This window comes from Gelidibacter japonicus (genome assembly GCF_010725055.1).
GTDB lineage: Bacteria > Bacteroidota > Bacteroidia > Flavobacteriales > Flavobacteriaceae > Gelidibacter > Gelidibacter japonicus.
This window is the reverse complement of the sequence record NZ_BJKB01000003.1, coordinates 268,160-289,272: the sequence shown is the minus strand read 5'-3', so window position 1 is coordinate 289,272 and position 21,113 is coordinate 268,160. Positions and strand designations below refer to the sequence as shown.

At 36.2% G+C, this 21,113-nt stretch carries 27 protein-coding genes; 15 read left to right on the top strand and 12 right to left on the bottom strand.

Features of this window, described 5'->3' with window-relative positions; all coding sequences use genetic code 11:
• Positions 1–3: 3 nt before the first annotated feature.
• The 3 genes from G6N06_RS05190 to G6N06_RS05180 all read left to right on the top strand — a co-directional run bounded on the left by G6N06_RS05190 (position 4) and on the right by G6N06_RS05180 (position 2,902).
• Positions 4–675, top strand: coding sequence for a response regulator transcription factor (locus G6N06_RS05190; RefSeq protein WP_163514995.1), 672 nt, complete (start codon positions 4–6; stop codon positions 673–675).
• The gene (locus G6N06_RS05185; protein WP_163514994.1) at positions 675–1,940 is read left to right on the top strand and encodes a sensor histidine kinase; all 1,266 of its coding nucleotides are present in this window, start codon (positions 675–677) and stop codon (positions 1,938–1,940) included. The genes G6N06_RS05190 and G6N06_RS05185 overlap by 1 nt, the downstream gene beginning before the upstream one ends.
• A gap of 95 nt (positions 1,941–2,035) precedes the next feature.
• The gene (locus G6N06_RS05180; protein ID WP_163514993.1) at positions 2,036–2,902 is read left to right on the top strand and encodes an SdiA-regulated domain-containing protein; all 867 of its coding nucleotides are present in this window, start codon (positions 2,036–2,038) and stop codon (positions 2,900–2,902) included.
• Positions 2,903–2,952: 50 nt separating this feature from the next.
• On the opposite strand, the gene G6N06_RS05175 is transcribed toward G6N06_RS05180, so the two are convergent.
• Positions 2,953–3,312, bottom strand: coding sequence for a hypothetical protein (locus G6N06_RS05175; protein ID WP_163514992.1), 360 nt, complete (start codon positions 3,310–3,312; stop codon positions 2,953–2,955).
• 235 nt (positions 3,313–3,547) lie between these two features.
• Between G6N06_RS05175 and G6N06_RS05170 the strand changes: the two genes are divergently transcribed.
• A complete protein-coding gene (locus G6N06_RS05170; RefSeq protein WP_163514991.1) occupies positions 3,548–3,805 on the top strand; it encodes a YtxH domain-containing protein in 258 nt (85 codons plus the stop codon).
• A 79-nt stretch (positions 3,806–3,884) separates the two neighbouring features.
• Here the strand turns inward: G6N06_RS05170 and G6N06_RS05165 are convergent, their stop codons facing one another.
• The 4 genes from G6N06_RS05165 to G6N06_RS05150 form a co-directional block, all read right to left on the bottom strand.
• Complete coding sequence (locus tag G6N06_RS05165) at positions 3,885–4,508, bottom strand: hypothetical protein (RefSeq protein WP_163514990.1); 624 nt, start codon at positions 4,506–4,508, stop codon at positions 3,885–3,887.
• Between the two features lie 141 nt (positions 4,509–4,649).
• Positions 4,650–5,588, bottom strand: a complete 939-nt coding sequence (locus G6N06_RS05160; RefSeq protein WP_163514989.1) for a pyridoxal-phosphate dependent enzyme — start codon at positions 5,586–5,588, stop codon at positions 4,650–4,652.
• A gap of 30 nt (positions 5,589–5,618) precedes the next feature.
• Positions 5,619–6,536, bottom strand: coding sequence for an EamA family transporter (locus G6N06_RS05155; RefSeq protein WP_163514988.1), 918 nt, complete (start codon positions 6,534–6,536; stop codon positions 5,619–5,621).
• 282 nt (positions 6,537–6,818) lie between these two features.
• Entirely contained in the window at positions 6,819–7,238 is a 420-nt protein-coding gene (locus G6N06_RS05150) for an OsmC family protein (protein ID WP_163514987.1), read from the bottom strand.
• Positions 7,239–7,635: 397 nt separating this feature from the next.
• Between G6N06_RS05150 and G6N06_RS05145 the strand changes: the two genes are divergently transcribed.
• From G6N06_RS05145 to G6N06_RS05115, 7 genes are all read left to right on the top strand, one after another.
• The gene (locus G6N06_RS05145) at positions 7,636–7,929 is read left to right on the top strand and encodes a hypothetical protein (protein WP_240337981.1); all 294 of its coding nucleotides are present in this window, start codon (positions 7,636–7,638) and stop codon (positions 7,927–7,929) included.
• A gap of 57 nt (positions 7,930–7,986) precedes the next feature.
• A complete protein-coding gene (locus tag G6N06_RS05140; protein WP_163514986.1) occupies positions 7,987–8,910 on the top strand; it encodes a mechanosensitive ion channel family protein in 924 nt (307 codons plus the stop codon).
• A 238-nt stretch (positions 8,911–9,148) separates the two neighbouring features.
• Positions 9,149–9,982, top strand: coding sequence for an OmpA/MotB family protein (locus G6N06_RS05135; protein ID WP_163514985.1), 834 nt, complete (start codon positions 9,149–9,151; stop codon positions 9,980–9,982).
• Positions 9,983–10,107: 125 nt separating this feature from the next.
• Positions 10,108–11,403 carry a phosphoribosylamine--glycine ligase gene (locus tag G6N06_RS05130; protein WP_163514984.1) on the top strand — a complete coding sequence of 432 codons (1,296 nt, stop codon included), beginning with the start codon at positions 10,108–10,110 and terminating at the stop codon, positions 11,401–11,403.
• A 6-nt stretch (positions 11,404–11,409) separates the two neighbouring features.
• Complete coding sequence (locus G6N06_RS05125) at positions 11,410–11,859, top strand: GNAT family N-acetyltransferase (RefSeq protein WP_163514983.1); 450 nt, start codon at positions 11,410–11,412, stop codon at positions 11,857–11,859.
• 114 nt (positions 11,860–11,973) lie between these two features.
• Positions 11,974–12,270: a DUF3817 domain-containing protein gene (locus G6N06_RS05120; RefSeq protein ID WP_163514982.1), complete on the top strand. Its 297-nt coding sequence runs from the start codon at positions 11,974–11,976 to the stop codon at positions 12,268–12,270.
• Entirely contained in the window at positions 12,270–13,520 is a 1,251-nt protein-coding gene (locus G6N06_RS05115; RefSeq protein ID WP_163515061.1) for a mechanosensitive ion channel family protein, read from the top strand. Before G6N06_RS05120 ends, G6N06_RS05115 begins: the two co-directional genes overlap by 1 nt.
• Before the next feature lie 66 nt (positions 13,521–13,586).
• On the opposite strand, the gene G6N06_RS05110 is transcribed toward G6N06_RS05115, so the two are convergent.
• The 3 genes from G6N06_RS05110 to G6N06_RS05100 form a co-directional block, all read right to left on the bottom strand.
• Complete coding sequence (locus G6N06_RS05110) at positions 13,587–14,279, bottom strand: YiaD family glycine zipper/OmpA-like lipoprotein (protein WP_163514981.1); 693 nt, start codon at positions 14,277–14,279, stop codon at positions 13,587–13,589.
• A gap of 10 nt (positions 14,280–14,289) precedes the next feature.
• A complete protein-coding gene (locus G6N06_RS05105; RefSeq protein WP_163514980.1) occupies positions 14,290–14,772 on the bottom strand; it encodes a lipocalin family protein in 483 nt (160 codons plus the stop codon).
• Between the two features lie 103 nt (positions 14,773–14,875).
• Positions 14,876–15,262, bottom strand: coding sequence for an acyl-CoA thioesterase (locus G6N06_RS05100; protein ID WP_163514979.1), 387 nt, complete (start codon positions 15,260–15,262; stop codon positions 14,876–14,878).
• Between the two features lie 346 nt (positions 15,263–15,608).
• On the opposite strand from G6N06_RS05100, the gene G6N06_RS05095 reads away from it, so the two are divergent.
• Both G6N06_RS05095 and G6N06_RS05090 read left to right on the top strand, forming a co-directional pair.
• On the top strand, positions 15,609–16,022 hold the full coding sequence (locus G6N06_RS05095) for a glyoxalase (RefSeq protein ID WP_163514978.1): 414 nt from the start codon (positions 15,609–15,611) through the stop codon (positions 16,020–16,022).
• A complete protein-coding gene (locus G6N06_RS05090; protein WP_163514977.1) occupies positions 16,019–16,462 on the top strand; it encodes a transcription elongation factor in 444 nt (147 codons plus the stop codon). The genes G6N06_RS05095 and G6N06_RS05090 overlap by 4 nt, the downstream gene beginning before the upstream one ends.
• Here G6N06_RS05090 and G6N06_RS05085 read toward each other — a convergent pair.
• The 3 genes from G6N06_RS05085 to corA form a co-directional block, all read right to left on the bottom strand.
• Positions 16,455–17,138 carry a DUF2461 domain-containing protein gene (locus G6N06_RS05085; protein WP_163514976.1) on the bottom strand — a complete coding sequence of 228 codons (684 nt, stop codon included), beginning with the start codon at positions 17,136–17,138 and terminating at the stop codon, positions 16,455–16,457. The two genes, G6N06_RS05090 and G6N06_RS05085, sit on opposite strands and share 8 nt — an antisense overlap.
• A gap of 82 nt (positions 17,139–17,220) precedes the next feature.
• Positions 17,221–18,114: a mechanosensitive ion channel family protein gene (locus G6N06_RS05080; RefSeq protein WP_163514975.1), complete on the bottom strand. Its 894-nt coding sequence runs from the start codon at positions 18,112–18,114 to the stop codon at positions 17,221–17,223.
• A 38-nt stretch (positions 18,115–18,152) separates the two neighbouring features.
• Positions 18,153–19,223: a magnesium/cobalt transporter CorA gene (corA, locus tag G6N06_RS05075; protein WP_163514974.1), complete on the bottom strand. Its 1,071-nt coding sequence runs from the start codon at positions 19,221–19,223 to the stop codon at positions 18,153–18,155.
• Positions 19,224–19,428: 205 nt separating this feature from the next.
• On the opposite strand from corA, the gene G6N06_RS05070 reads away from it, so the two are divergent.
• Positions 19,429–19,656 carry a hypothetical protein gene (locus tag G6N06_RS05070; RefSeq protein ID WP_163514973.1) on the top strand — a complete coding sequence of 76 codons (228 nt, stop codon included), beginning with the start codon at positions 19,429–19,431 and terminating at the stop codon, positions 19,654–19,656.
• 88 nt (positions 19,657–19,744) lie between these two features.
• Positions 19,745–20,164: a hypothetical protein gene (locus G6N06_RS05065; RefSeq protein WP_163514972.1), complete on the top strand. Its 420-nt coding sequence runs from the start codon at positions 19,745–19,747 to the stop codon at positions 20,162–20,164.
• Between the two features lie 117 nt (positions 20,165–20,281).
• Here the strand turns inward: G6N06_RS05065 and G6N06_RS05060 are convergent, their stop codons facing one another.
• On the bottom strand, positions 20,282–21,067 hold the full coding sequence (locus G6N06_RS05060) for a tRNA pseudouridine synthase A (RefSeq protein WP_163514971.1): 786 nt from the start codon (positions 21,065–21,067) through the stop codon (positions 20,282–20,284).
• Positions 21,068–21,113: the final 46 nt, after the last annotated feature.

Here is a 21,113-nt window from a genome sequence, read left to right as displayed (position 1 = left end):
AAAATGAAATTGTTGATTATAGAAGATGAACCTGAGATGTTGGAGAATATGTCGCAAACCCTGGAACGCGAGCATTATATTGTAGAAACAGCTTCTGATTACAAAACGGCATTGCAAAAAATTGCCGTCTATGATTACGACTGTATTTTATTGGACATCACACTTCCTGATGGCAATGGGCTTGAACTATTAAAAGCATTGAAATTGAGTGGAAAGGACGACGGTGTGATTATCGTGTCGGCCAAGGATTCATTGGATGACCGATTGGAAGGCCTCAATTTGGGAGCTGATGATTATTTGCCAAAACCATTTCATATGGCCGAATTACATGCGCGTGTCAAGGCCGTTTTACGACGACGGCATTTTGAAGGGAATCAATACATCCACATCGGCAATGTGTCCGTCCAACCTGAAAACAGACGAGTGACTGTTGATAACCATGAAATTGTCCTCAACCGAAAGGAATACGATATCTTGATGTATCTCATCACAAATAAAACCAGATTGGTTACCAAGTCAGCCTTGGCAGAGCACGTTTGGGGTGATCATATTGACCAATCTGATAGTTTTGACTTTATTTATTCGCAAATCAAGAACCTGCGCAAAAAACTTGAACATGCCACCATCAATATTGAGGCGGTTTATGGTGTAGGCTATAAACTTGAAACCGACTGATGAAACTACTCAACCATACTTCAAAATATCTTGCCATTCTACTGGTACCCCTCATAAGCATTTGGGCATTTATTTTCTACTATGCCATGCTCGATGAGATTTATGACAGCTTGGACGATGGCCTTGAAAACCAAAAAATATTGCTATTGGAGCGATTGCCTACGAATCCTGAAATACTCGAACATAATGATCTCGATCTTTGGAGTCATGCCATAACACCCATTTCCAAAAAACAATACGAGCAATTTGAAGATCGTAATTCAGATACTTTAATGTACATGCTCAATGAACGTGATTTTGAACCGGTTCGGGTCTACGAAACCACGTTGGCCTATAATGACAACTATTACAAGGTAAAATTTATCACCTCAATGGTTGAAGAGGACGATCTGATCCAGGATTTGGTAGTGTATTTGATTGTACTTTACGCCTCACTTATGATTGCCATTGTCATTCTGAATAATTTGATGCTGAAAAAAATCTGGAAACCCTTTCATAGCCTGATGAGGCAATTGCCTGATTTCAGAATAGAAAAAAACCATCATATCAAGACGATCGATACAAATATTGAAGAGTTCAAACTCCTCAACACTTCAATAACAACACTTATTGACCAAAGCCGAGCTCGATATCTGGAACAGCAGCATTTTATTGAAAACGCATCGCACGAGTTACAAACGCCTTTGGCCATAATCATCAATAAGTTGGAATTGTTTCTTGAGAATACCAAGCTACCCGCGGACGATATTAAAACGATGGCTTCTGTGCTGGACAATCTTGGCCGATTGACGCGACTGAACAAATCCTTACTTTTATTATCAAAAATTGAAAACAGGCAATTTGTCGATGAGGAAACGATTGATTTCAATAGTCTGACTGCCAATATTATTGGGGATTTTGAAGATCTGGCATCGCATAAACATATCGTATTGCATTTAGAAGAACATTCAAATTTAAATTTTCAAATGAATAAGGATCTTGCTGTCGTCCTAATGACCAATCTAGTTAAAAATGCCATCATCCACGGACAACGAAATAATACCGTTACCATAAAGATTCATGAAAAATCAATTTCAATAAGTAATTTTGGAGTTGCTGAAGCCCTAAATGCTAACCTTATATTTTCAAGATTTAAAAAAATAAGTAATGATAAAAAATCTACGGGACTTGGCTTGGCCATCGCAAAAGCCATTTCAGAGAAGTATGGAATTGGATTAGAGTATCGTTACTCTGAAGAACACATTTTTAAGCTCACTTTTTTCTAAATAGTCGTTAAAATTGTATTAAATAAAAGTTAGCACGCTCCCATTCCCAAAAGTTTTCAGAATTAAACTAGACCTTTGAATCATAAAATAATATTATGAAAAAATCCAGTTTATTTATAGGTCTATTTACTACAGTTTTAATTGGGATCGCCGTTATCGGATTTTCAAAACTTAGTCAAACCAATGCGGAAATCACTGAGGTCATGGAGAGTTATACCATTTCTGAAACCTGGGAACTGCCCACAGAATTGAATGAGATAAGCGGTATGGTTTGGATTGACGACCATACTTTGGCCTGCGTTCAAGATGAAAATGGCGTTATTTATTTATATGATCTTGATATGAATTCCATCACTGAAGAGATCCCTTTTGCTGGAAATGGCGATTATGAAGCCATTGCGCTCCACAATACCGATTTATTTGTGATGCAAAGTGATGGATTGTTATATGAAATAAAAGATTGGAGAAACACCAATAAAACCATCAGCTCTCATCAAACTGGTTTCAAATCTTCCAACAATATGGAATCTTTAACCTATTCAAAGAAAGATCAATCGTTATTGACCGCTCCAAAAGACAAAGATGCCCACGATGAATTTAAAGGTATTTATAAGATTTCAATGGCTACGAAAAGGGCTGATATAAATTCGCCAGCTTATAGGATAGAAATGAATGCAGAGGCCTTAAAAGAGTACAGAGGCAAGAAGTTGCATAAGACGTTCAATCCTTCAGAAATTGCCGTGCATCCAAAGACCAACGACATTTATGTTCTGGAAGGTAAAAACCCCAAATTACTGATCTTAGATAAAAATGGTGGATTGAAAAACGTATATAAACTGGATGAAATCAATTTCCCGCAGCCAGAAGGAATGACCTTTAGTGCCGATGGCGATCTCTATATTTCCAATGAGGCCGTCGGTGGTGCAGCAACTATCCATTTAGTGGACTTTAATATTCGATAATAGTGGATTCACATTTAGAAAAATGGTAATCTCTGCACTCTATTAATGCCTTACTCGACCATTTTCAATGGTTGAATTTCAGGTTTCAATTTTTTGTAGAGTCGGTATTGATACAAGGTTAAAATATCGTTCATAGCCAAGGATTCATTGGCTTGCATCTCAATTAAGGCATTTAGTTCTTCCCTTCCTTCATTGTTTTTTTTGATTTCGTCGGCCAAGACTAAATAATGGGCAATCTTATTTTTAAATAAGGGAATCTGAATTCCATTTAACCCCAAATGTTTATTGTATTCAGCTGTTATTTTATCTGCTCGTAATTTTACATTTATATCCGTAACACTCGCTTGGGGAAACTGTGCAAATAGTGAACTGGAATACAAAATAAAAAAGAAGGCCATAAGAGTTTTCATAATACTGTTTTCCCATAATTTAAGATTTTATGAATATATAGTCAAGACTTTTATGAAATTTTAACGGTCTGGCTAAGCATTGATCCAAGTGAGTTTTAATATAACCATACCCCATTCTGGGAGAGATTAACAGAGTATTAATATTATCACAAATGGGTATTAAAATTATCACAATAAACAACAAAATCACAAGATTGGTTTTGATATTTCTTATCTTTAATACAAATCAAATAATATGAAAAAACAACAAGGAAAAGGTCTTTTGGCCTTATTGGGAATTGGAGCAGGTGTATATGCCTGGTGGAAGTATAAAAATTTATCCCCAGAGAAAAAGGAAGAATTACACAACAAGGTCAACGAAGTTGGCCAAAAGGTAAAAGAGACTTATAATGATGTGGAATCAACTGTCAAAAATAAGTTTGACGAACTCAAAACTGGTGCCAAAAAAGAAGTTGCCGACATTCAAAATGAAGTCAACGAAATGAAAAATTAAATTATTTTAAACAAAAAATGATTAAAAAAATCCCACAAATTGTGGGATTTTTTTATTGGTCATTTATAGTAATTACACTTTAGTTTTTTGCGTATTCAATTCGTTGATCGTCTAATACAATATCTTTTATAGCCACCGCAATTGTTTCTTCCTTTTCTAATTTCAGAATGTTATCCAGGCCGTTTTTAGCAATTTTTTTACGGCATGATTTCGTTAAAAGAGGATCATTGTCAAATATCAAATCAAATCCGTTGATATCTACTCTGTTTGGTTCTTTGATGACCAAATGGATCTTTTTAAAGTCATTGCTTCGTCTTTCCTTGCCAGGAACAAAGGTGTAAAAAGTGTATTGTCCATCAGCATCGGTTTTTACCCAACCTCTGTGATATACATAGCGCTTATCATGTTGTTTTTTCAATTTATAGGTACCATATTCATCAGCTTGATTGATATAAAGAATAACATCCTTGGCAGGAGTAATTCCATCACTCAAAAAAACTGTTCCCGTAATCTTTAAAGGATTGGATTTGGATGCAAAGTCGGGAATGGAATCAGTATTTGTCAATTCATTTTCTTGATAGTCATAAATAGCATGGCGTGTCTTGTAATTGTCAGGAAGATCTTCAAAAGAATCCTGAGCATTAATAGAACAAAAGCTGCTTAAAAAAAATGAAATTGATAGGAGGCAAACTAATTTTCTCATGGAACGAACAATTATTAATTCCTTCAAAATTAAACGATTGCTTCCCTGTAGGATAATAAAATATGTGAACGCTCAATAAAAACGATAAAAGGCAAGTTGCTTATATGAACGTCAAATTTAGCCGATAAAAAACGTGTCAATTCAGGAAAACCTCAAAGTATCCAAGTCCACATTACCACCAGAAAGGATGATCCCTACCCTTTTATCCCTGAAATAAGTCTTATTTTTTAACACTGCGGCAAATGCGACGGCACTTGAAGGCTCAACCACAATCTTTAAACGTTCCCAAAGTAGTCTCATGGCTTTTACAATTTCCTCTTCTTCAACCCGAATGATCTGATCCACATGTTGCCTTAGGATTGGAAAGTTGACATCGCCTAGATGTGTGCGCAATCCGTCGGCAATAGAACTTGTTGTAGTATTGGTTTCAATCTGGCCTGATTGCAAAGATCTGTAGGCATCGTCCACAACCATTGGTTCTCCTCCGATGACTAGGCAATTTGATCCAAAAAAATGAGCAGCTAAAGCTGTGCCGGCAATCAATCCGCCACCTCCAATAGGACTTATGATACAATTCAAATCAGGATGCACCTCAAGAAGTTCCATGGCAGCTGTGGCATTTCCTAATATCACGTTCAAATCATTGGAAGGATGAATAAAAGTTGCACCTTTTTCAGCAACAATTTGTGCTGCTGCTTCTTCTCTTGCCTGGATGTTTGGTTCACAGTCGGTTATTATACCGCCATAGCCCAGAACAGCGTCTCTTTTGACTTTTGGTGCATTATTGGGCATGACAATAAAGGCCTTGACTCCCAAGTTTGTGGCGGCGAGAGATAGTGCCTGGGCAAAATTCCCAGAAGAATGGGTCACCACCCCTCGCTCTTTCTGCGCCTCTGAAAGCTGCATGATAGCATTGGTGGCACCTCGCATTTTAAAGGCGCCCATTTTCTGAAAGTTTTCACATTTGAAAAACAATTTTGCACCGGCAATTTCATCTAATAATTGTGATGTCAGAATTGGCGTATTATGGACAAATGCCGAAATACGACGCTTTGTTTCTAAAAGAGCTTGTTCATTCATTTCAAAATAAAACCTAAAGATATTTAAAATCTATTTACGAAACCTTGCGAAAATGACCAGTTTTTTTTTGGTATTGATAAAATATACACCCGTCAATAAAACAATTGCTGCCACTATGGATTGGGTGGTAATAACTTCATTCAAAAAGTACCAGCCCAACAATAAGGCTATAATTGGATTGACATAGGTTGACGTCGCTACTTTATCTGGTGAGACTTTTTTTAGAAGAAAATTAAAAGAGGTGAATGCTACAATACTTCCGAATACAATCAGTAATATCATTGACCACTGTACATCTTCACTCCACGCATTGGGTAAACTCCAGGTTTCCCCAAAGATTAAACTTCCAATCACCAGCATAAATCCTCCGGCTACCATTTGGTAACCAGTATTTACAAAATAATTCTTGGGCAAATCAGCGTTTCCAACAAATAAGCTGCCAGATGCCCAACTTACCATACAAAAGAAAATCATGATCATTCCAGTAATAGAACCTTCTTTACTGACCACTTCATTTTGACTGACCAATAAATAAATACCGATAATGCCTAAAATCACGCCCATAACTGACATTGTCATAATTTTTTTGCCTTGAAAAATGCGCATCAATATTAGAACTACTAAGGGCTGTGCCGATATTTCCAAGGCAGCAAATCCGCTATCGACATATTTCAAGGCCCAAACTACTACTCCGTTACCGAGGGTTAGAAACAGAAATCCGGCAATAAACACATTAACCAACTGCTTTTTAGTGATTGCCAAAGACTTCCCCATTAATTTTGCGATGATAAATATGAGCAGACCCGCGGTCATAAATCGTATAGATGCCAACATGAAAGGAGGCAATTCAGTTACTGCAATTTTATTCAGTAAATAGGTTGAGCCCCAAATCACATAAATAGAGAAAAAAGCAAGTATGATTAAGAGTGTGTTTTTTGAACTGCTCATTGGTTATTTAGCGTTGGACTTTTATTGAAAAGGATTTGCAAAAATAAGAAAAGAGGCGCTCAAACACCTCTTTTTAACCTGTTATTTCTTTTTTTATTTTAGCTATTATAGATGCCAAATCTGTCGTAAAATGGTAGTCAATTTGAGTTTGAAATACAGGTTTAACGTTCTTTAATACAACGAATTACCTGTTCAACAGGATATTATGTTCCTCGCAAACATCCAACATTTACGGTATCTCATTGGTCCCATCATTTGGAGTCCAAGCTCACGATATAAGAATTACTTCTCAAATATTGTAGTTAAAATAATATCGGCATTCAATAATTTGGAAACCGGACAGTTTTCTTTTGCTTTATTGGCAATTTCCTTGAATTTTCCTTCGTCCATTCCAGGAACCTTTCCCTTGAGTTCCAATTCAATCTTCGGGATGCTACCATCCTCGAAAAAAACTCTGGCGTTTGTATCCAAACGTTCTGCAGTAAAACCTTCCTCTACCAAAAAGAAGCTCAACTGCATCGTAAAACAACCTGCATGGGCTGCTCCAATCAGTTCTTCTGGATTGGTTCCGACCGCATCTTCAAATCGTGTCTTAAATGCATATGGCGATTCTTTTAAAACACCACTTTCTGTAGTCAAATGTCCTTTTCCGTCTTTCCCACCACCTTCCCAATGGGCTTTTGCTGTTCTGTTAAATTTCATAATTTTAGTTTTTATGGTTGTCTCTTTTAAATATTAAACTTAATCCTTCTTAAATTACAATGTTCATGTACTTTAATAATAGACTTTAAAATAATAGATTCTAAGATCCTGATTATATCGCCAATCATGAATTAATAGAGTCAACTACAAGAAGCAAGAAGAGTGACTGCTAACGATGATCTTGGCGACAAATTCTAGTTCTTTGTCTAATTCCAAAATTACATCCATACAAAGGCAATCCTTGCTCCTACCCAATTTAATATGAACCCATCTGATTAAAATACCCATCTTTTGCCTGCCCGTTCGTATTTGGATCAATATTAATAGTGAATCCGTTAAAAGCGAGCCATTTTTAACTGTATCTTGAAACTTCCAGTTGACATAAAAAAATACTTAAATGATGGAAAAAAATAAAAATAATATAAAGAATAGCTCAAACGTCTCAGATCAGGAGAAGGATTTGTTTGGAGAAAGACCTAAAAACTTGAGGACTGATGGTGGAGATGATATACAGCTAGACAAAAATCATCGATCTCATCCAGTGGATTTTGAAGGAAAAGATTTGGATATTCCCGGCCGCAGCTTACCCGAAGACCGATCAAAAAAAGAACTAAAAGATGAAGAAAATCAACTTTACAGTCAAGGTGGACCTGATAATGATAAGTTGGAGGAGAATGGAAATGATCAGTAATAATATATAAAAGACATCATTTATTCATAAGTCAATTCATAGACCAACCCATTTTGTATGCAAGACAATACGATAACCATTTCAGACGCGTTCCTCAATTTTTACAATAATCTGATCAATCAATTACCTGGCATCGGTATTGGAATTTTAATTGTCGCGTTAGGCTTTTTAATAGCCAAATGGATTGGACAGTTTGCAAGAAAACGCATTGATGCACGAACCCATGATCCGCTGATGAGTAAATTCTTGGGGCAGGCCATTCGATATATTCTGGTCATCTTTGTAATCATGATTGCCTTAAGAGCAGCCGGTATGGGAGGCGTTGCAACGGCAATTTTGACAGCAGCGGGTGCAAGTGCCATCGTTTTTGGATTTGCGTTTAAAGATATTGGTGAAAATTTCATTGCAGGCATAATTTTGGCCTTCAATAGACCTTTCGATGTTAACGACACCGTTGAGATTGGCCAAGATTTTGGCAAGGTTAAAAACTTGGAGTTTAGATATACCAAGCTAAAAACCTTTGATGGAAAGGACGTTTATATACCAAATAGCGATGTTTTGAGAAAACCCGTAACCAATTATACCGAAGATGGGTTCTTTAGATGGGATTTTATCATTGGTGTTGCCTACGAAGACGACATACAAGGTGCGAAGAAAACCATACTCGACACCTTACGAAAAGAGCCCAAAGTAATTGAAGACGAAGAGCATGAGAATTTTGTAATAGAGGACCAATTGGCTACGAGCACCGTGAACTTAAAGGTTTTCTTTTGGGTAGATACCACAGACTTCAGACGAATGGCCTTGATCACAAAAGGAAATGTCATAAGAAACGTAAAAGAAGCCTTAATAAAAGACGGTTACTACTTACCGGCAGATATTCAGGAAATCAAATTGTATGGTGGAGAAAAGGGCTTTCCGATACGAATGGAAAAAGAAGAGCCTTCTGACAATAATAAAAATAAAAATCAAAGTTCTTGAACATGAAAGCAATCACTGATTTTTTTGATGCTTTATGGTCTTATCGCCATAAGGTCCATGTGGAAGCTATGTTTTTTTCTGATAAAAACCATATTCAATTTTATGGGGGAAATTACATAACTCCCATCTAATGTGGCCATAAAAGCCTTTTATCGTTAAATTAATTCAAAATGTTCGAGTGGCCAACATCTATAAGCCGTGTATACTCGTACATATACTAAACCATTAAATTAATATTATGAAAAAAATTTCAATTGCATTAATCCTTGCCATTATGATTACGTCTTGTGTTTCTAAAAAGAAATACGTCGCTTTGGAAGTCGAAAACGGACAAATTAAGAGCGAACTCAATAAAACTCGAGTAGAAAAAGAGGATCTTGAAAACAAATTCGCAGCCATTCAAGCCAGAGTTGACAACTACAATAAAAAAATCAACTCTCTTACAGAACAGAATGATGCGATGCTTGTAAATGTTGACAATGTTGCAGTAATTTCTAATGATACAAAAAAGGCAATGCGTAAAACATTGCAAAATGTCGATGCTTCCAAACTTGCAGAGGCCAAGACTTTAAAAGATTCTATGAATTTGGCATTGTCCTATAACTTAAATAAGTCAATGGACAGTAGCAATCTTGATGAGGAAGAAGATATTTCCATTGATATTAATGAAACAGTCGTCATGATTTCAATTTCAGATAAAATGTTGTTCAACACTGCGAGCTACAGAGTGAGCAACAAGGCGAATGATATTTTACAAAAATTAGCCAATGTCATCAATTCTGAGCCAAGTGTAGAAGTCATGGTTGAAGGTCATACAGATTCCAGAAGTATCAGAACAAGTAAAATTGCCGATAACTGGGATTTAAGTGTTTTACGTGCCACTTCAGTAGTTAGAAAGTTAGTTGATGATTATGGTGTTGCTCCAGAGAAATTGATCGCTTCAGGAAGAAGTTACTTCAAACCTCTTGCGGAAAATGACACTAATGAAAATAGAGCTAAAAACAGAAGAACACGTATTGTAATCCTACCAAACTTAGATAAATTCTTTGCATTAATGGGCTCGAATGAATAACATTTCAAGTTTATTAATTAATCCGAAAAAAGACTGTTAGAAATAATAGTCTTTTTTTATTTCGAATTGATTTTGAAACAAAAAAACAACTAATTTCGTATTCTCAAATTCATCAAAAGAACATCTTGAAAAAGCAGAACAGCTTACCAAAAAACTTCTTATTTATTTCCCGGTGGGGAGAGATATTAGATATTGCCTACGCTACCCAAAATGAAGGCAACAGTGTCAAATTGTACATTGAGGACAAACCTTCCCGTGAGATTGGTACGGGGTTTGTCAAAAAAACCAAGGATTGGAGAAAGCATATTGAATGGGCGGATATTCTCATCTTTGATTATACCGGCTTTGGAAAGGAATGCGCTGAACTAAGAGCTTCCGGCAAGATCGTTTTTGGTGGAAGCGAATATACAGACCTTCTCGAATTAGATCGAAATTTTGGACAGAAAGAACTGCAAAAGCACAAAATAAAAACCTTGCCTTTTGAAGAATTTCTCAGCTTTCAGGATGCCATTGCTTATGTCGAAAAATACCCTGATGCCTATGTCGTTAAACCTTCAGGTGAAACACAAGAGTTAAAACAATTATTGTTTGTTGGCAGTGATGATGAGGGGTTGGATGTGATACGGGTATTAAAGGCCTACGATAAATCTTGGGGAGATGATTTTGGGAATTTTCAACTTCAGAAAAAAGTAAAAGGCGTCGAGATTTCCGTCTCTGCCTATTTCAACGGAAAGGAATTTCTAAGACCGATCAACATCACCTTTGAACACAAAAAACTGTTTCCAAAAGAATTGGGAGTGTCCACAGGAGAAATGGGTTCAAGCATGTTCTGGGCCAACCAGTCCCCTATTTTTGATGCTACTTTGAAGAAATTTGAACCCTCATTGGCAAAACAGAAATTTGTTGGACATATTGATATCAACTGCATTGTTAACGGCAATGGGATTTATCCCTTGGAATTCACCTCCCGCTTTGGCTATCCGCAAATTTTCATCCAACGTGCAGGGATCACTGAACCAATCGGAGAAATGCTATTTAAAGTGGCCTCAGGGCAGAATTTTAAAATAGCTACTAAAAAAGGGTTTCAGGTTGGGGCTTTTATCGTGGTACCGCCTTTTCCCTATGATGATAAAAAAACCTTCGAACTGTTTTCCAAAGATGCGGTTGTGGTCTTTAGAAAAGACATGAAAGAAGGGATTCATCCCATGCACCTCAAAAAGGTTAATGACGAATGGCTGATTACAGGGAATACAGGAATCGCACTCCTGGTAACCGGAACTGGAATAACGATGCGCGACGCTCAAAAAATGATGAACAACAGAATTCATTCCGTGATTGTCAACAATGGATACTACAGGACTGATATTGGCGACAGATGGCTTGAAGACTCAGACAGGTTATGGTCTTGGGGATTATTATAACTACTGATGGAATCTTTTAAGTTTAGAGAACTAAAAAACGACCCGCAGCAATTCTTTCAGATTCTTCCGCAGGAATGGCAAGATGAGATTGTGCCATTTTGGGACACTTATAAAACCCAAGCTAAAATTTATATTATTGAAGATAATACCAGCATTGTTGGCGGAGGTATTGTTTTTTATAAATCGCCACCTAATTTTGAATATTTCGAAACCGATGCCAAAGTCTGGTTTAATAAAGGTTATCTATATCTCGGTTTTATCTGGATTTCCGAATCACATCGAAATAAAAGCTTAGGCAGCTTCTGGTTAGACCAATTAAAATCTAAACATCCAAAGCAACACTACTTCTTGCTTACGGAAGAAGAACATTTACATCATTTTTATTTAAAAAACGGCTTTGAGTGCAGCCAATGTCTCCAAAATAACGACCATTTGGAGTGGCTCTATCACACCTAAAGTGGGTTTGATTGAACTTCCAAAGTCTCCAATCCGTCCGGACTTAAAAAAACATGTTCAAAAAGTAGCTAAAACAGGATATCATGGGTATTTTTGCATAAAATTTATGAATCCATGTTTACACTCATTAAAAGCTTTAAAATTGTTGCCATTTTAGAAGGCATCTCCTACTTGGTTTTGTTTGCCAACATGTTACTCGTCAAACCATTCCATTCTGAAATCTATCAAACCTTGCTCTATCCTATTGGAATGACCCACGGCTTGTTATTTATAGCCTATGTGCTTTTGGCCCTATTGGTTGGATCCAAATTAAAATGGTCCTTTAAGACCTTGGGCATTGTTTTGTTAGCATCATTACTTCCTTTTGCAACCTTTTATATTGAGAAGAGATATTTAAAAACTGCAGTATGATGTTTTTATTCAACCGCTATTTTTACGATTATTTTTGTGAATTCGGTTTTACCGATGATTGGGCAAAGTTCTTCAACATGCTCACATTGTTGGCCATTCTATGTATCATAATTTATGTTTCGGATGTTTTGGCAAGAATTGTTTTGGTAAAAAGCTTTACCAAATTGGCTTCCCGTTCAAAAACCGAGTTCGACGATTTACTGGTAAGCCATAAAGCACCCCGAAATATTGCACATTTAGTACCGCTGTTTTTTACTATCAAGTTGTTTCCCTTGGTCTTTTCTGATTACCCTAAAATTGAAGCATTCCTGGTGCTACTGCTTAAGCTTTATGGAATTTTATTGACCATTTGGATTTTAAGAAGTGTATTGCGCACCTTGGAATCTTATTTTAAAACATTGCCACGCCTACGGGATAAGCCTATTGATAGTTATATTCAGGTGGTGATGCTTTTTGTATGGATTATTGGTGTGGCTTCAAGTCTTGCGGTTCTGATCGATTTATCATTTCTGAAATTCTTTACAACCATCGGTGCGGCATCGGCGGTTCTTTTATTAATTTTCAAGGACACTATCTTAGGGTTTGTAGCCAGTATTCAAGTAGCTATAAATGATAGTTTACGAATTGGCGATTGGATCACTATGGATAAATATGGTGCTGATGGAGATGTAATAGAGATCAATCTTTCCACAGTACAGGTACAAAATTTTGATAAGACCATAACCAATATTCCAACCTATGCGATTATTTCTGAGTCGTTTAAAAATTGGCGAGGCATGCAATCGTCAGGTGGTCGTCGTATTAAAAGGTCCATATTGATTAGGAGCAGAAGTATACACTTCCTGACCGATGACGAAATTGAGAATTTAAAAAAGATACAACTCATTACACCATATCTCGAAACGAAACAGAAAGAACTAAAAGCCTATAATGAGAAATATAAGATCGATAAAACAACATTGATCAACGGACGGAACCTAACCAACTTGGGCGTTTTTAGAAAGTATGCACAAACTTATATAGAGAATCATTCTGGCATCAATAAGGACATGATCATAATGGTAAGACAATTGGAGCCGACCTCACAAGGAATTCCTTTGGAGATTTATGCCTTTAGCAGTGATAAACGTTGGGTCAACTATGAGTATATTATGTCTGATATTTTTGACCATATCCTTTCTGCCATTAATTATTTCGACCTGGAGTTGTTTGAACTGACCCCTACAATTGTTGAACCTTCAAAGAATTGAACACATAAAAAAAACAGCCTTATCTTTTAAAATAAGGCTGTTATAATAATCGGTAAATAGCACGTTCTAATTGCCTGCTTTTTCCATGGCTTCTTTTTTCATTTGCTCATTGGCAATTATCGCCAATTCTACACGTCTATTTTTAGCCCGACCTTCTGCCGTTGAATTGTCATACTTAGGCTGATTTGGACCATACCAATTAGTTGTAAATCGACCAGATGAAATGCCCTGACCCGATAAAAACGAGGTGACGGATTGAGCACGTTGTTTTGAGAGGGTCATATTGAAAGCATCCGGTCCTGTACTATCCGTATGGCCCTCTACCAAAATATTGGTGTCTGGATATTCCTTAAAGATACCTGCCAACTTTCTCAAGGTCGCCGCAGATGCACTGTTAATTGCATATTTGTTCGTATCAAAATAAACGCCGCTGCTTTCATCAAAAACAACATTTATCCCTTCCCCGACACGCTCTACTTGAGCTCCTGGAATTTCTTCTTCAATTCGTTCCGCTTGACGGTCCATTCGGTCACCAATATAATTACCTGCTACACCACCTACGACAGCACCTATGATAGCACCTAAGGCCGAATTGTTTTTGCTGCCAACGTTATTTCCTATAACGCCACCTATTACAGCACCACTACCGGCACCTATGACGGTTCCTTTTTGTTTATTGCTTGCGTTTCGTGTTGCATCACAACTGACTAACGTTGTGATCATAAATAATAATGCAATTGTTTTTATTATATTTTTCATAATTTAATTTTTATAAAGTTGTTCTTGTAAAGTTTAAGTTGATATGAAAGGGTTTTCCTTCAAACTGAATGGTTTGTGTAATTTGCATGGAATTATCGTCCAAATATTTCATTTTCATTCTATATCCAGTTTTATCTTGAAGATCTTTTTTCTTTTCATCCGTAAATTTTAATGTGAATTCAAAGTTTCCAGTATCCTTACCTATTTCATTGGCTGCCCATCTAAAGTATCTGATTCCTGTGGAGCAATCGGCATTTATAATGTTATAAGTCCCAGTACTGTTATTGGATCTAAAGAACCACTGGCTATTTTTAAAACAAGAGGTTGTGGTGTCATCAAACAAGGTGGTATTGAACACGCCTGGTGTATCATAAGTAACCGAGTTGAGTACCCAATTTCCGTCAATTGTCTTTCTTGCGGATTTTTCAACTTTTGACAGTGAACAAGACACAAGGAGCATGGCCATAAACAGTGTAATTCCTATTTTTTTCATCGTGATATATGTTATATTGGTTTCTAATAAAGATACGATTAATACTACATAAAGGTTGTTAACGACTTCCCATTATTTGTTAATTAGATACAAAATTAAATTTCTAAACCAACCGATCATTAACAAACTCAAGCTTATTTTTACCATGGGATTTTGGCTTTCCATTTTCATCCAAGTTGATCATAACAATATTATCAACGGTGAGAATGGTCGTTCTCGTCATCATGTTTCGCGCTTCACATTTTAGCGTCAACGATGAATTTCCAAGTTTAATAATTTGCATCCCTATCTCAATAATATCGCCTTGTTTGGCCGAGCTCATAAAGTTAATCTCAGAAATAAATTTTGTAACCACTTTGGTGTTATCCAATTGAATGGCCGTATATAAGGCAGCCTCTTCGTCAATCCATGCCAAAAGGAGACCTCCGAATAGCGTACCGTTTGGATTCAAGTCCTGGGGATTTACCCATTTGCGTGTTTGAAATTTCATGATTATATTTTTGATTTAAACCAATTTTGAATAACTCATAGTCTATATATTACTGACTTTTTTAACCTTCCCCATCTGTACTTTTTAATCTCATACTAGCCCATGGTCTCGAGCCTTAAAAAATCAATACGTTATAGATGAACACGATCTCATTTATACACTCCGGAATTGAGTTCATGTATAGTCAAAGATACTCCAATCCTATCCAAAATCATTCGTAAAAAAACACAAAACCACCAAAACATCCATTTAGCAAGCCACATTTGTTAATAACGCAGTTAACAACATCTGCCAGCTTCGTTTATTATGCAAATCATTATGCATAAGTTTAAGGAAACTTAAAGTCATGACAAATAGAACCGACGATTTAATCCAGATGAGGCCCACTATTCCCACTGCCTTAATTTATGATTCCATGAGCAGTGAAGAGCGATTTCAGAACGCTACTTTGAGACCTTTGCTCATGTTGCAAAACGAGCTTTTGATAGAAGTTTTTAAAAATTATATAGCGAAGCACAAGAATGTATATTATGAACTATCTTTGCAGAAACAATTAGACTATATTGAAAACGCCATCCACAAGGATATGAAATTCAGAAATTCAATTAAAGGAATGATCATTGGTCAGTTTACAGTTGAAGAATATGCCATTTATATCCAAAACTCATCAGCATTGAACAAACGTATGATGAGTCTTGTAAAAGAGCGTTTTATTAGTCATATCCAACTATTTGAGCCTCAAATGGCGAAAGTTATATGAAAATAAAAAGTGATGTTTTGCAAGCTTGTTTTGATTATGCCAACAAGCGTATTGCCAATTACAAGAATGAAATTGAAACCATCAAGGACGCCATTGATAACAATGATAAAAGCGGAGAAGAGGACGATTCTGGAAACGGCAAGCTTTTTAATGATCTCGAGAAAAACTCTCAATATCTCACGGATGCCCAAAAAATGCTGGAAAGCTTAAAGTCCATCAGCCCGAAAACGGTTTCTGATAAAGTAATGTTGGGCAGTTTGGTCAAAACAACCTCCAACAACTTTTTCATCTCCATAAGTGCCGGGAAAATTGAAACAGAGACTATGACTGTCTTTGCCATCTCCTTAGGGTCACCTATTGGCATGCTTCTAAAAAACAAAGCTAAAGGAGATCATGTAGAATTCAATGGAAACACATTTACCATAACAGAGGTTATATAAGCGGTTCGCCATTAAGATTGGTGGTCAATACGCTGCTCATATAATCAAGATAAGGTCTGACAACCTTAAACGAATTGTTGACGTCTTCAATAAAACTCGAAGAGACTACTTGTTCATCTGTATAGTTTTTCGTGAAAAGAAACTGCTTTTTCCGAATTAGATCAATGGCCTTGTGTTCTATATCGAAACCTCTAGGTGCCGTTTTTAGCTCTTCACCGACAAAACCACCCCAGGTTTCCTTGAATTTCTTGTCATTGATAATGGCTCTAATATCGTCATCGTCTATTTCAAATTCCTTTCTGATCCGCATTAAATCTTCTTTGGAAGGGTCCCAAAAGCCAACGGCAATAAACGATTTATTATCAGGTTGGATATGGACGTAATAACTCCCTCTCAATGCAGGTTTCCTTCTATAAAAAGAGCCACTAAAATGGGTTTTGTACGGGGCCTTGTTTTTTGAAAATCGAACATCTCTATAAATACGAAAGTTTTTGAGCCTATCAAGGTCATCATGTGTTTTTAAAACTTCAAACAAAGTGTTGAAGTTGCGTTTAGCATCAGCCTCAAGTTTTTTGAACTCTTTTTTATGCTCATTGAACCAATCTCTATCGTTATTTTCTTTTAAAAGTTTGAGAAACTCCAATAAATCGTTGGAGAATGCAGTAGATGCAGCCATTTTCTGTGTTCGTTTTAATTTTTTAATATTAGGGAAAAAACCAGGACCAATCCAAATTCGACATCACTTCAAAAACTGGGTTTTACGACCCATTTTCTAAAGTGTTTTTCTCCAAGTCCAATGTATTTCCAAACTGCAAGGTCCTGATTGGAAATGGGATGTTGATCCCTTCCTTGTCAAAGGCCTTTTTAATGGCGATAATCGCTTTATTAGTAGCATTAAGTGTATGAACTCTTTTTGTGCCTTTAATCCAGAAACGACATCTAAAATTAATGGAGCTGTCTCCAAACTCCGTATAAAAAAACTCTACAGGTTTGCTCTCATCAATTTTTTCAAATGTTTTTTCCAAAGTATCCTTGGTCAACTTTTCAACGAATTCCAAATCCGACTCATACCCCACTCCACAAGACAGATCCACTCGAATATAGGGAGTCAGCGAATAGTTCTTCATGGGATTCTCCAAAATGATCTTATTGGGAATCATAACCAAATTATTATCTGATTCCTTTAAGGTCAAGTTTTTCAGATTGATATCTATAATTTCGCCAGTAAAGCCATTGGTTTCGATCCAATTGCCTATTTGAATTTTTTCCCTAAATGAAATGACGATACCGGAAATGATATTTGACAAAGTGCCCTGCAAAGCCAAACCTATGACCAAACCAAGAACTCCAGCACCAGTAATCAATGAAGTGATCGTTTGTGAAAGATTCAAAATCCCCAAAGCTAAAAATAAGCCCACCATAACAATTACAACCGTGGTCAATCTTGCTATAATAGTACTGACAGACTTTTGCTTGACGCGATTACCTATAAGTTTTAGGGTAAGTTTGCTGATATAATTAGCTAAAAAATAAGCAATCAATAACACCAAAAATGCCAAGATCAAATTTGGAAGGTTCTCAATTATGGAGTTCATCCAATTCAATAATTTTTTTATGAGGAGGTCAAATGATTTGTTTAATTCGTCTTTCATATAGTTATAGTGGTTTATAATTTGTCATTCGATATGGATTAAAGCCATTTCTTTTTTCTAAAATAAGCAATCATGAGAAAAAAGATAAGAATCATGACCCCAATAAGAATGTGATAGCTGTATTTGTAATGCAGTTCGGGCATGTTATCAAAATTCATCCCATAAATTCCTGCAATAAAAGTCAAAGGAATAAATATGGTCGCCATTATGGTCAAAACTTTCATGACTTCATTCATTTTATTACTGATGATGGTCATATACATGTCCAATAAACTCCAGATCATCTCCCTATAGACTTCAATACTTTCGTTGACCTGCACAATATGATCGTATAAATCTCTTAGATAGTTATGTGTTTTTTCTTCAATTAAAGAGCTCTCAAGTTTATCAAGAAGGTTGATGACCTCTCGCAACGGAAGAACGGACCTTCTAATTTTTAAGATTTCCCGTTTTAATCCTTGGATGGTGTTAGCTGTTTGGTTATTATCAGAATCCGACTCAAAAACGCGGTCTTCAATATCTTCAATTTTATCACCAAATGCCTCTATGACCGTCAAATAATGATCTACTACAGCATCGATAATGGCATACATCAAATAATCAGAGCCCAGACTGCGGACACGGCCTTTTCCTGAAGAGATCCGTTCTCTCAAGTCGTCAAAAACATCGCCATCAGCCTCTTGAAAGGTCAATACATAATCTTCTCCTATCACCATGCTGACCTGTTCATAAACGAGCTCATTCTCTTCCTTAATATAGAGCATCTTTAAAATCACGAACAAATAGTTATCAAATTCATCCAGTTTTGGTCTGTGTGTCGTATTTACAATATCTTCCAAAGTTAAGGGGTGCAGACCGTAATGAAGTCCCAGTTTTTCGATTTCAGTGGTATTGTTCAACCCATTGACATTGATCCAAGTGACTTGGTTTGTACCTTTAAAATGAAAAGCATCTTCTACATTTTGGGTTTCAATTTTTTGATAATCCTCCTTGCTATAATTAATAATATCAATATCGGTTACAGTAGATTGCTTTTTACCCCTATAATAAACCGTACCAGGAGAACGATTGACTGTTTTATAGGATTTTCTTTTCTTTTTGGATTTCATTATGGATTTTATGTGATCAACAATTCCTTAAAAGTAAAAAACTTTTTTGTATAGTACGGCTCAATTAGTGGATATAAAATTACTATCAAATTGATGGGACAAATGAGGTAAAAGTATCCTATTTTTGAAAAGTTCAATTTAGGGTTTGCTTTTTGGCATTATTTTGTTTAATATGCGAGCTATATCCTTTAAATATTTTAAATAAATGGGAAGACCACCTACAAGACCGATCAAATTCAGAGACGGTTTCTATATAGAGATAAGAAATAAAGGTAAAACAACTGGGATTAAGATCCATAGAGACACCAAAGAACATATGCTTCGTACTATCAAAGAGTATGAACAAACAAAAGAAGTGTACATCTTAGGAGAATCAAAGAATGGCAAATGGGTCAATAAAACTCCCGTACTTCATGTGGTGGAAGAAGACTAAATCTTTCTACCAAAGTATCAATACTCTACTGTTTATCAATAAATAATTCATAAATTGTTGTGTTTTTAATATCAAAAACCAGCAATTTATGAATTTTACTTCTACAAAAAAGGCGCCCGTCTATTTTTGGATTGTGGGCATCATTGCCTTGTTCTGGAACGCTTTTGGCGTGTATAATTATCTTATGCAGGCATTTATGACCACCGAACAATCCACTCAACTTTCAAAAGCAGAGCACAATTTATACGACGATCTTCCTATGTGGTATATTTCCGTGTTTGCCATTGCCGTATTTGCAGGATTGTTGGCAGCAATTTCATGGCTTCTCCGCAAAAAATGGGCGTATTCGCTATTTATCATTTCTTTTCTTGCCGTTGGCATCCAACAATTTTATGTGTTGACTGAGATCAATCCAAGAGACATATTTTTACCCCTAATTAGTATAGTCCTCGCTCTCTTTCTCGTTTGGTTTTCCAAACGTGCTATTGCCAGGGAATGGTTAAAATAGAGTGGTAATCAACATTGTGTCCTAGTGACTTTGAACCATTATTTATGTTCTATTTTTAATCGTAAAACACACATTATCAATATGTGAGGTTTGTTTATATGAATATATACTTTAGTGTCAGTCTTCAAAATCCACAGTGTTTAGAATCAATCCGGAGGCTGGCGCAATATATTCCATAACTTCGGTATTTCCTGGCAATAGGCTTTTGGCAATATCATCTAACGTAAAGTCATATTTCCCCAGTTTTACGAGGGCACCCATCATGCCTCTAATTTGATTGTAACCAAAACCTTCAGCCTTTACTTTGAAAAGAAAGGATTCCTTGGGAAAAAAATTGGCGTCAAACATATCGTTTTCAATTAAATCACATGATAAAACAGTTCTGGTATACAAGCCTTTTTCAGAAACCCTTGAACAGAATGCTTTGAAATTATGTGTCCCTTCATAGAGCTTGGCACCCTTTTTCATGAGTTCAATATCCAAAACATCTCTAAAAGTAGTCATTATAGGAGCGCAAAATGGATGTGATTTCTGTCCGTGCGCAAACAGATAAATATATTCTTTAAGCTTTGCGCTTTTGATCACATTAAAATTTCTATCAACTTCTCTCATCGATAAAGCCCTGACATCTTGTGGCAAATAATAATTGAATTGATCAAGAAATGCATCTAAGTCTGAAATTGGTTCTTCCGTAAACAACTCAAATGCCGTTTCATTGGCCGAGACCATAGCATCTGTTCTGCCCATGGCTAGACTTTTAAATTTCTTTTGTCCCTTGAACACATAATTCACGGTTTTATCAATCACGAGATGCACCGTTTTCAGATTGGGCTGTTTTTGCCAACCGTGATAACGAAAGCCCAAATATTGAATGGTTATTAGATAAAAATAGTTTTGATCCATGTCTCAAAGTTATTGACAAATAGCTCAATTTAAGAATTAGTTGGAA

Excerpts from the sequence above, each read along its gene's own strand:
- G6N06_RS05110 (WP_163514981.1), bottom strand. The coding sequence starts at position 14,279 with ATGAAAAATATAATAAAAACAATTGCATTATTATTTATGATCACAACG.
- G6N06_RS05140 (WP_163514986.1), top strand. The coding sequence starts at position 7,987 with ATGCAAGACAATACGATAACCATTTCAGACGCGTTCCTCAATTTTTAC.
- G6N06_RS05150 (WP_163514987.1), bottom strand. The coding sequence starts at position 7,238 with ATGAAATTTAACAGAACAGCAAAAGCCCATTGGGAAGGTGGTGGGAAA.
- corA (WP_163514974.1), bottom strand. The coding sequence starts at position 19,223 with ATGAAATCCAAAAAGAAAAGAAAATCCTATAAAACAGTCAATCGTTCT.
- G6N06_RS05185 (WP_163514994.1), top strand. The coding sequence starts at position 675 with ATGAAACTACTCAACCATACTTCAAAATATCTTGCCATTCTACTGGTA.
- G6N06_RS05175 (WP_163514992.1), bottom strand. The coding sequence starts at position 3,312 with ATGAAAACTCTTATGGCCTTCTTTTTTATTTTGTATTCCAGTTCACTA.
- G6N06_RS05155 (WP_163514988.1), bottom strand. The coding sequence starts at position 6,536 with ATGAGCAGTTCAAAAAACACACTCTTAATCATACTTGCTTTTTTCTCT.
- G6N06_RS05135 (WP_163514985.1), top strand. The coding sequence starts at position 9,149 with ATGAAAAAAATTTCAATTGCATTAATCCTTGCCATTATGATTACGTCT.
- G6N06_RS05115 (WP_163515061.1), top strand. The coding sequence starts at position 12,270 with ATGTTTTTATTCAACCGCTATTTTTACGATTATTTTTGTGAATTCGGT.
- G6N06_RS05100 (WP_163514979.1), bottom strand. The coding sequence starts at position 15,262 with ATGAAATTTCAAACACGCAAATGGGTAAATCCCCAGGACTTGAATCCA.
- G6N06_RS05105 (WP_163514980.1), bottom strand. The coding sequence starts at position 14,772 with ATGAAAAAAATAGGAATTACACTGTTTATGGCCATGCTCCTTGTGTCT.
- G6N06_RS05080 (WP_163514975.1), bottom strand. The coding sequence starts at position 18,114 with ATGAAAGACGAATTAAACAAATCATTTGACCTCCTCATAAAAAAATTA.
- G6N06_RS05180 (WP_163514993.1), top strand. The coding sequence starts at position 2,036 with ATGAAAAAATCCAGTTTATTTATAGGTCTATTTACTACAGTTTTAATT.
- G6N06_RS05060 (WP_163514971.1), bottom strand. The coding sequence starts at position 21,067 with ATGGATCAAAACTATTTTTATCTAATAACCATTCAATATTTGGGCTTT.
- G6N06_RS05120 (WP_163514982.1), top strand. The coding sequence starts at position 11,974 with ATGTTTACACTCATTAAAAGCTTTAAAATTGTTGCCATTTTAGAAGGC.
- G6N06_RS05170 (WP_163514991.1), top strand. The coding sequence starts at position 3,548 with ATGAAAAAACAACAAGGAAAAGGTCTTTTGGCCTTATTGGGAATTGGA.
- G6N06_RS05160 (WP_163514989.1), bottom strand. The coding sequence starts at position 5,588 with ATGAATGAACAAGCTCTTTTAGAAACAAAGCGTCGTATTTCGGCATTT.
- G6N06_RS05070 (WP_163514973.1), top strand. The coding sequence starts at position 19,429 with ATGGGAAGACCACCTACAAGACCGATCAAATTCAGAGACGGTTTCTAT.
- G6N06_RS05145 (WP_240337981.1), top strand. The coding sequence starts at position 7,636 with ATGATGGAAAAAAATAAAAATAATATAAAGAATAGCTCAAACGTCTCA.
- G6N06_RS05125 (WP_163514983.1), top strand. The coding sequence starts at position 11,410 with ATGGAATCTTTTAAGTTTAGAGAACTAAAAAACGACCCGCAGCAATTC.
- G6N06_RS05095 (WP_163514978.1), top strand. The coding sequence starts at position 15,609 with ATGACAAATAGAACCGACGATTTAATCCAGATGAGGCCCACTATTCCC.
- G6N06_RS05190 (WP_163514995.1), top strand. The coding sequence starts at position 4 with ATGAAATTGTTGATTATAGAAGATGAACCTGAGATGTTGGAGAATATG.
- G6N06_RS05085 (WP_163514976.1), bottom strand. The coding sequence starts at position 17,138 with ATGGCTGCATCTACTGCATTCTCCAACGATTTATTGGAGTTTCTCAAA.
- G6N06_RS05065 (WP_163514972.1), top strand. The coding sequence starts at position 19,745 with ATGAATTTTACTTCTACAAAAAAGGCGCCCGTCTATTTTTGGATTGTG.
- G6N06_RS05090 (WP_163514977.1), top strand. The coding sequence starts at position 16,019 with ATGAAAATAAAAAGTGATGTTTTGCAAGCTTGTTTTGATTATGCCAAC.
- G6N06_RS05165 (WP_163514990.1), bottom strand. The coding sequence starts at position 4,508 with ATGAGAAAATTAGTTTGCCTCCTATCAATTTCATTTTTTTTAAGCAGC.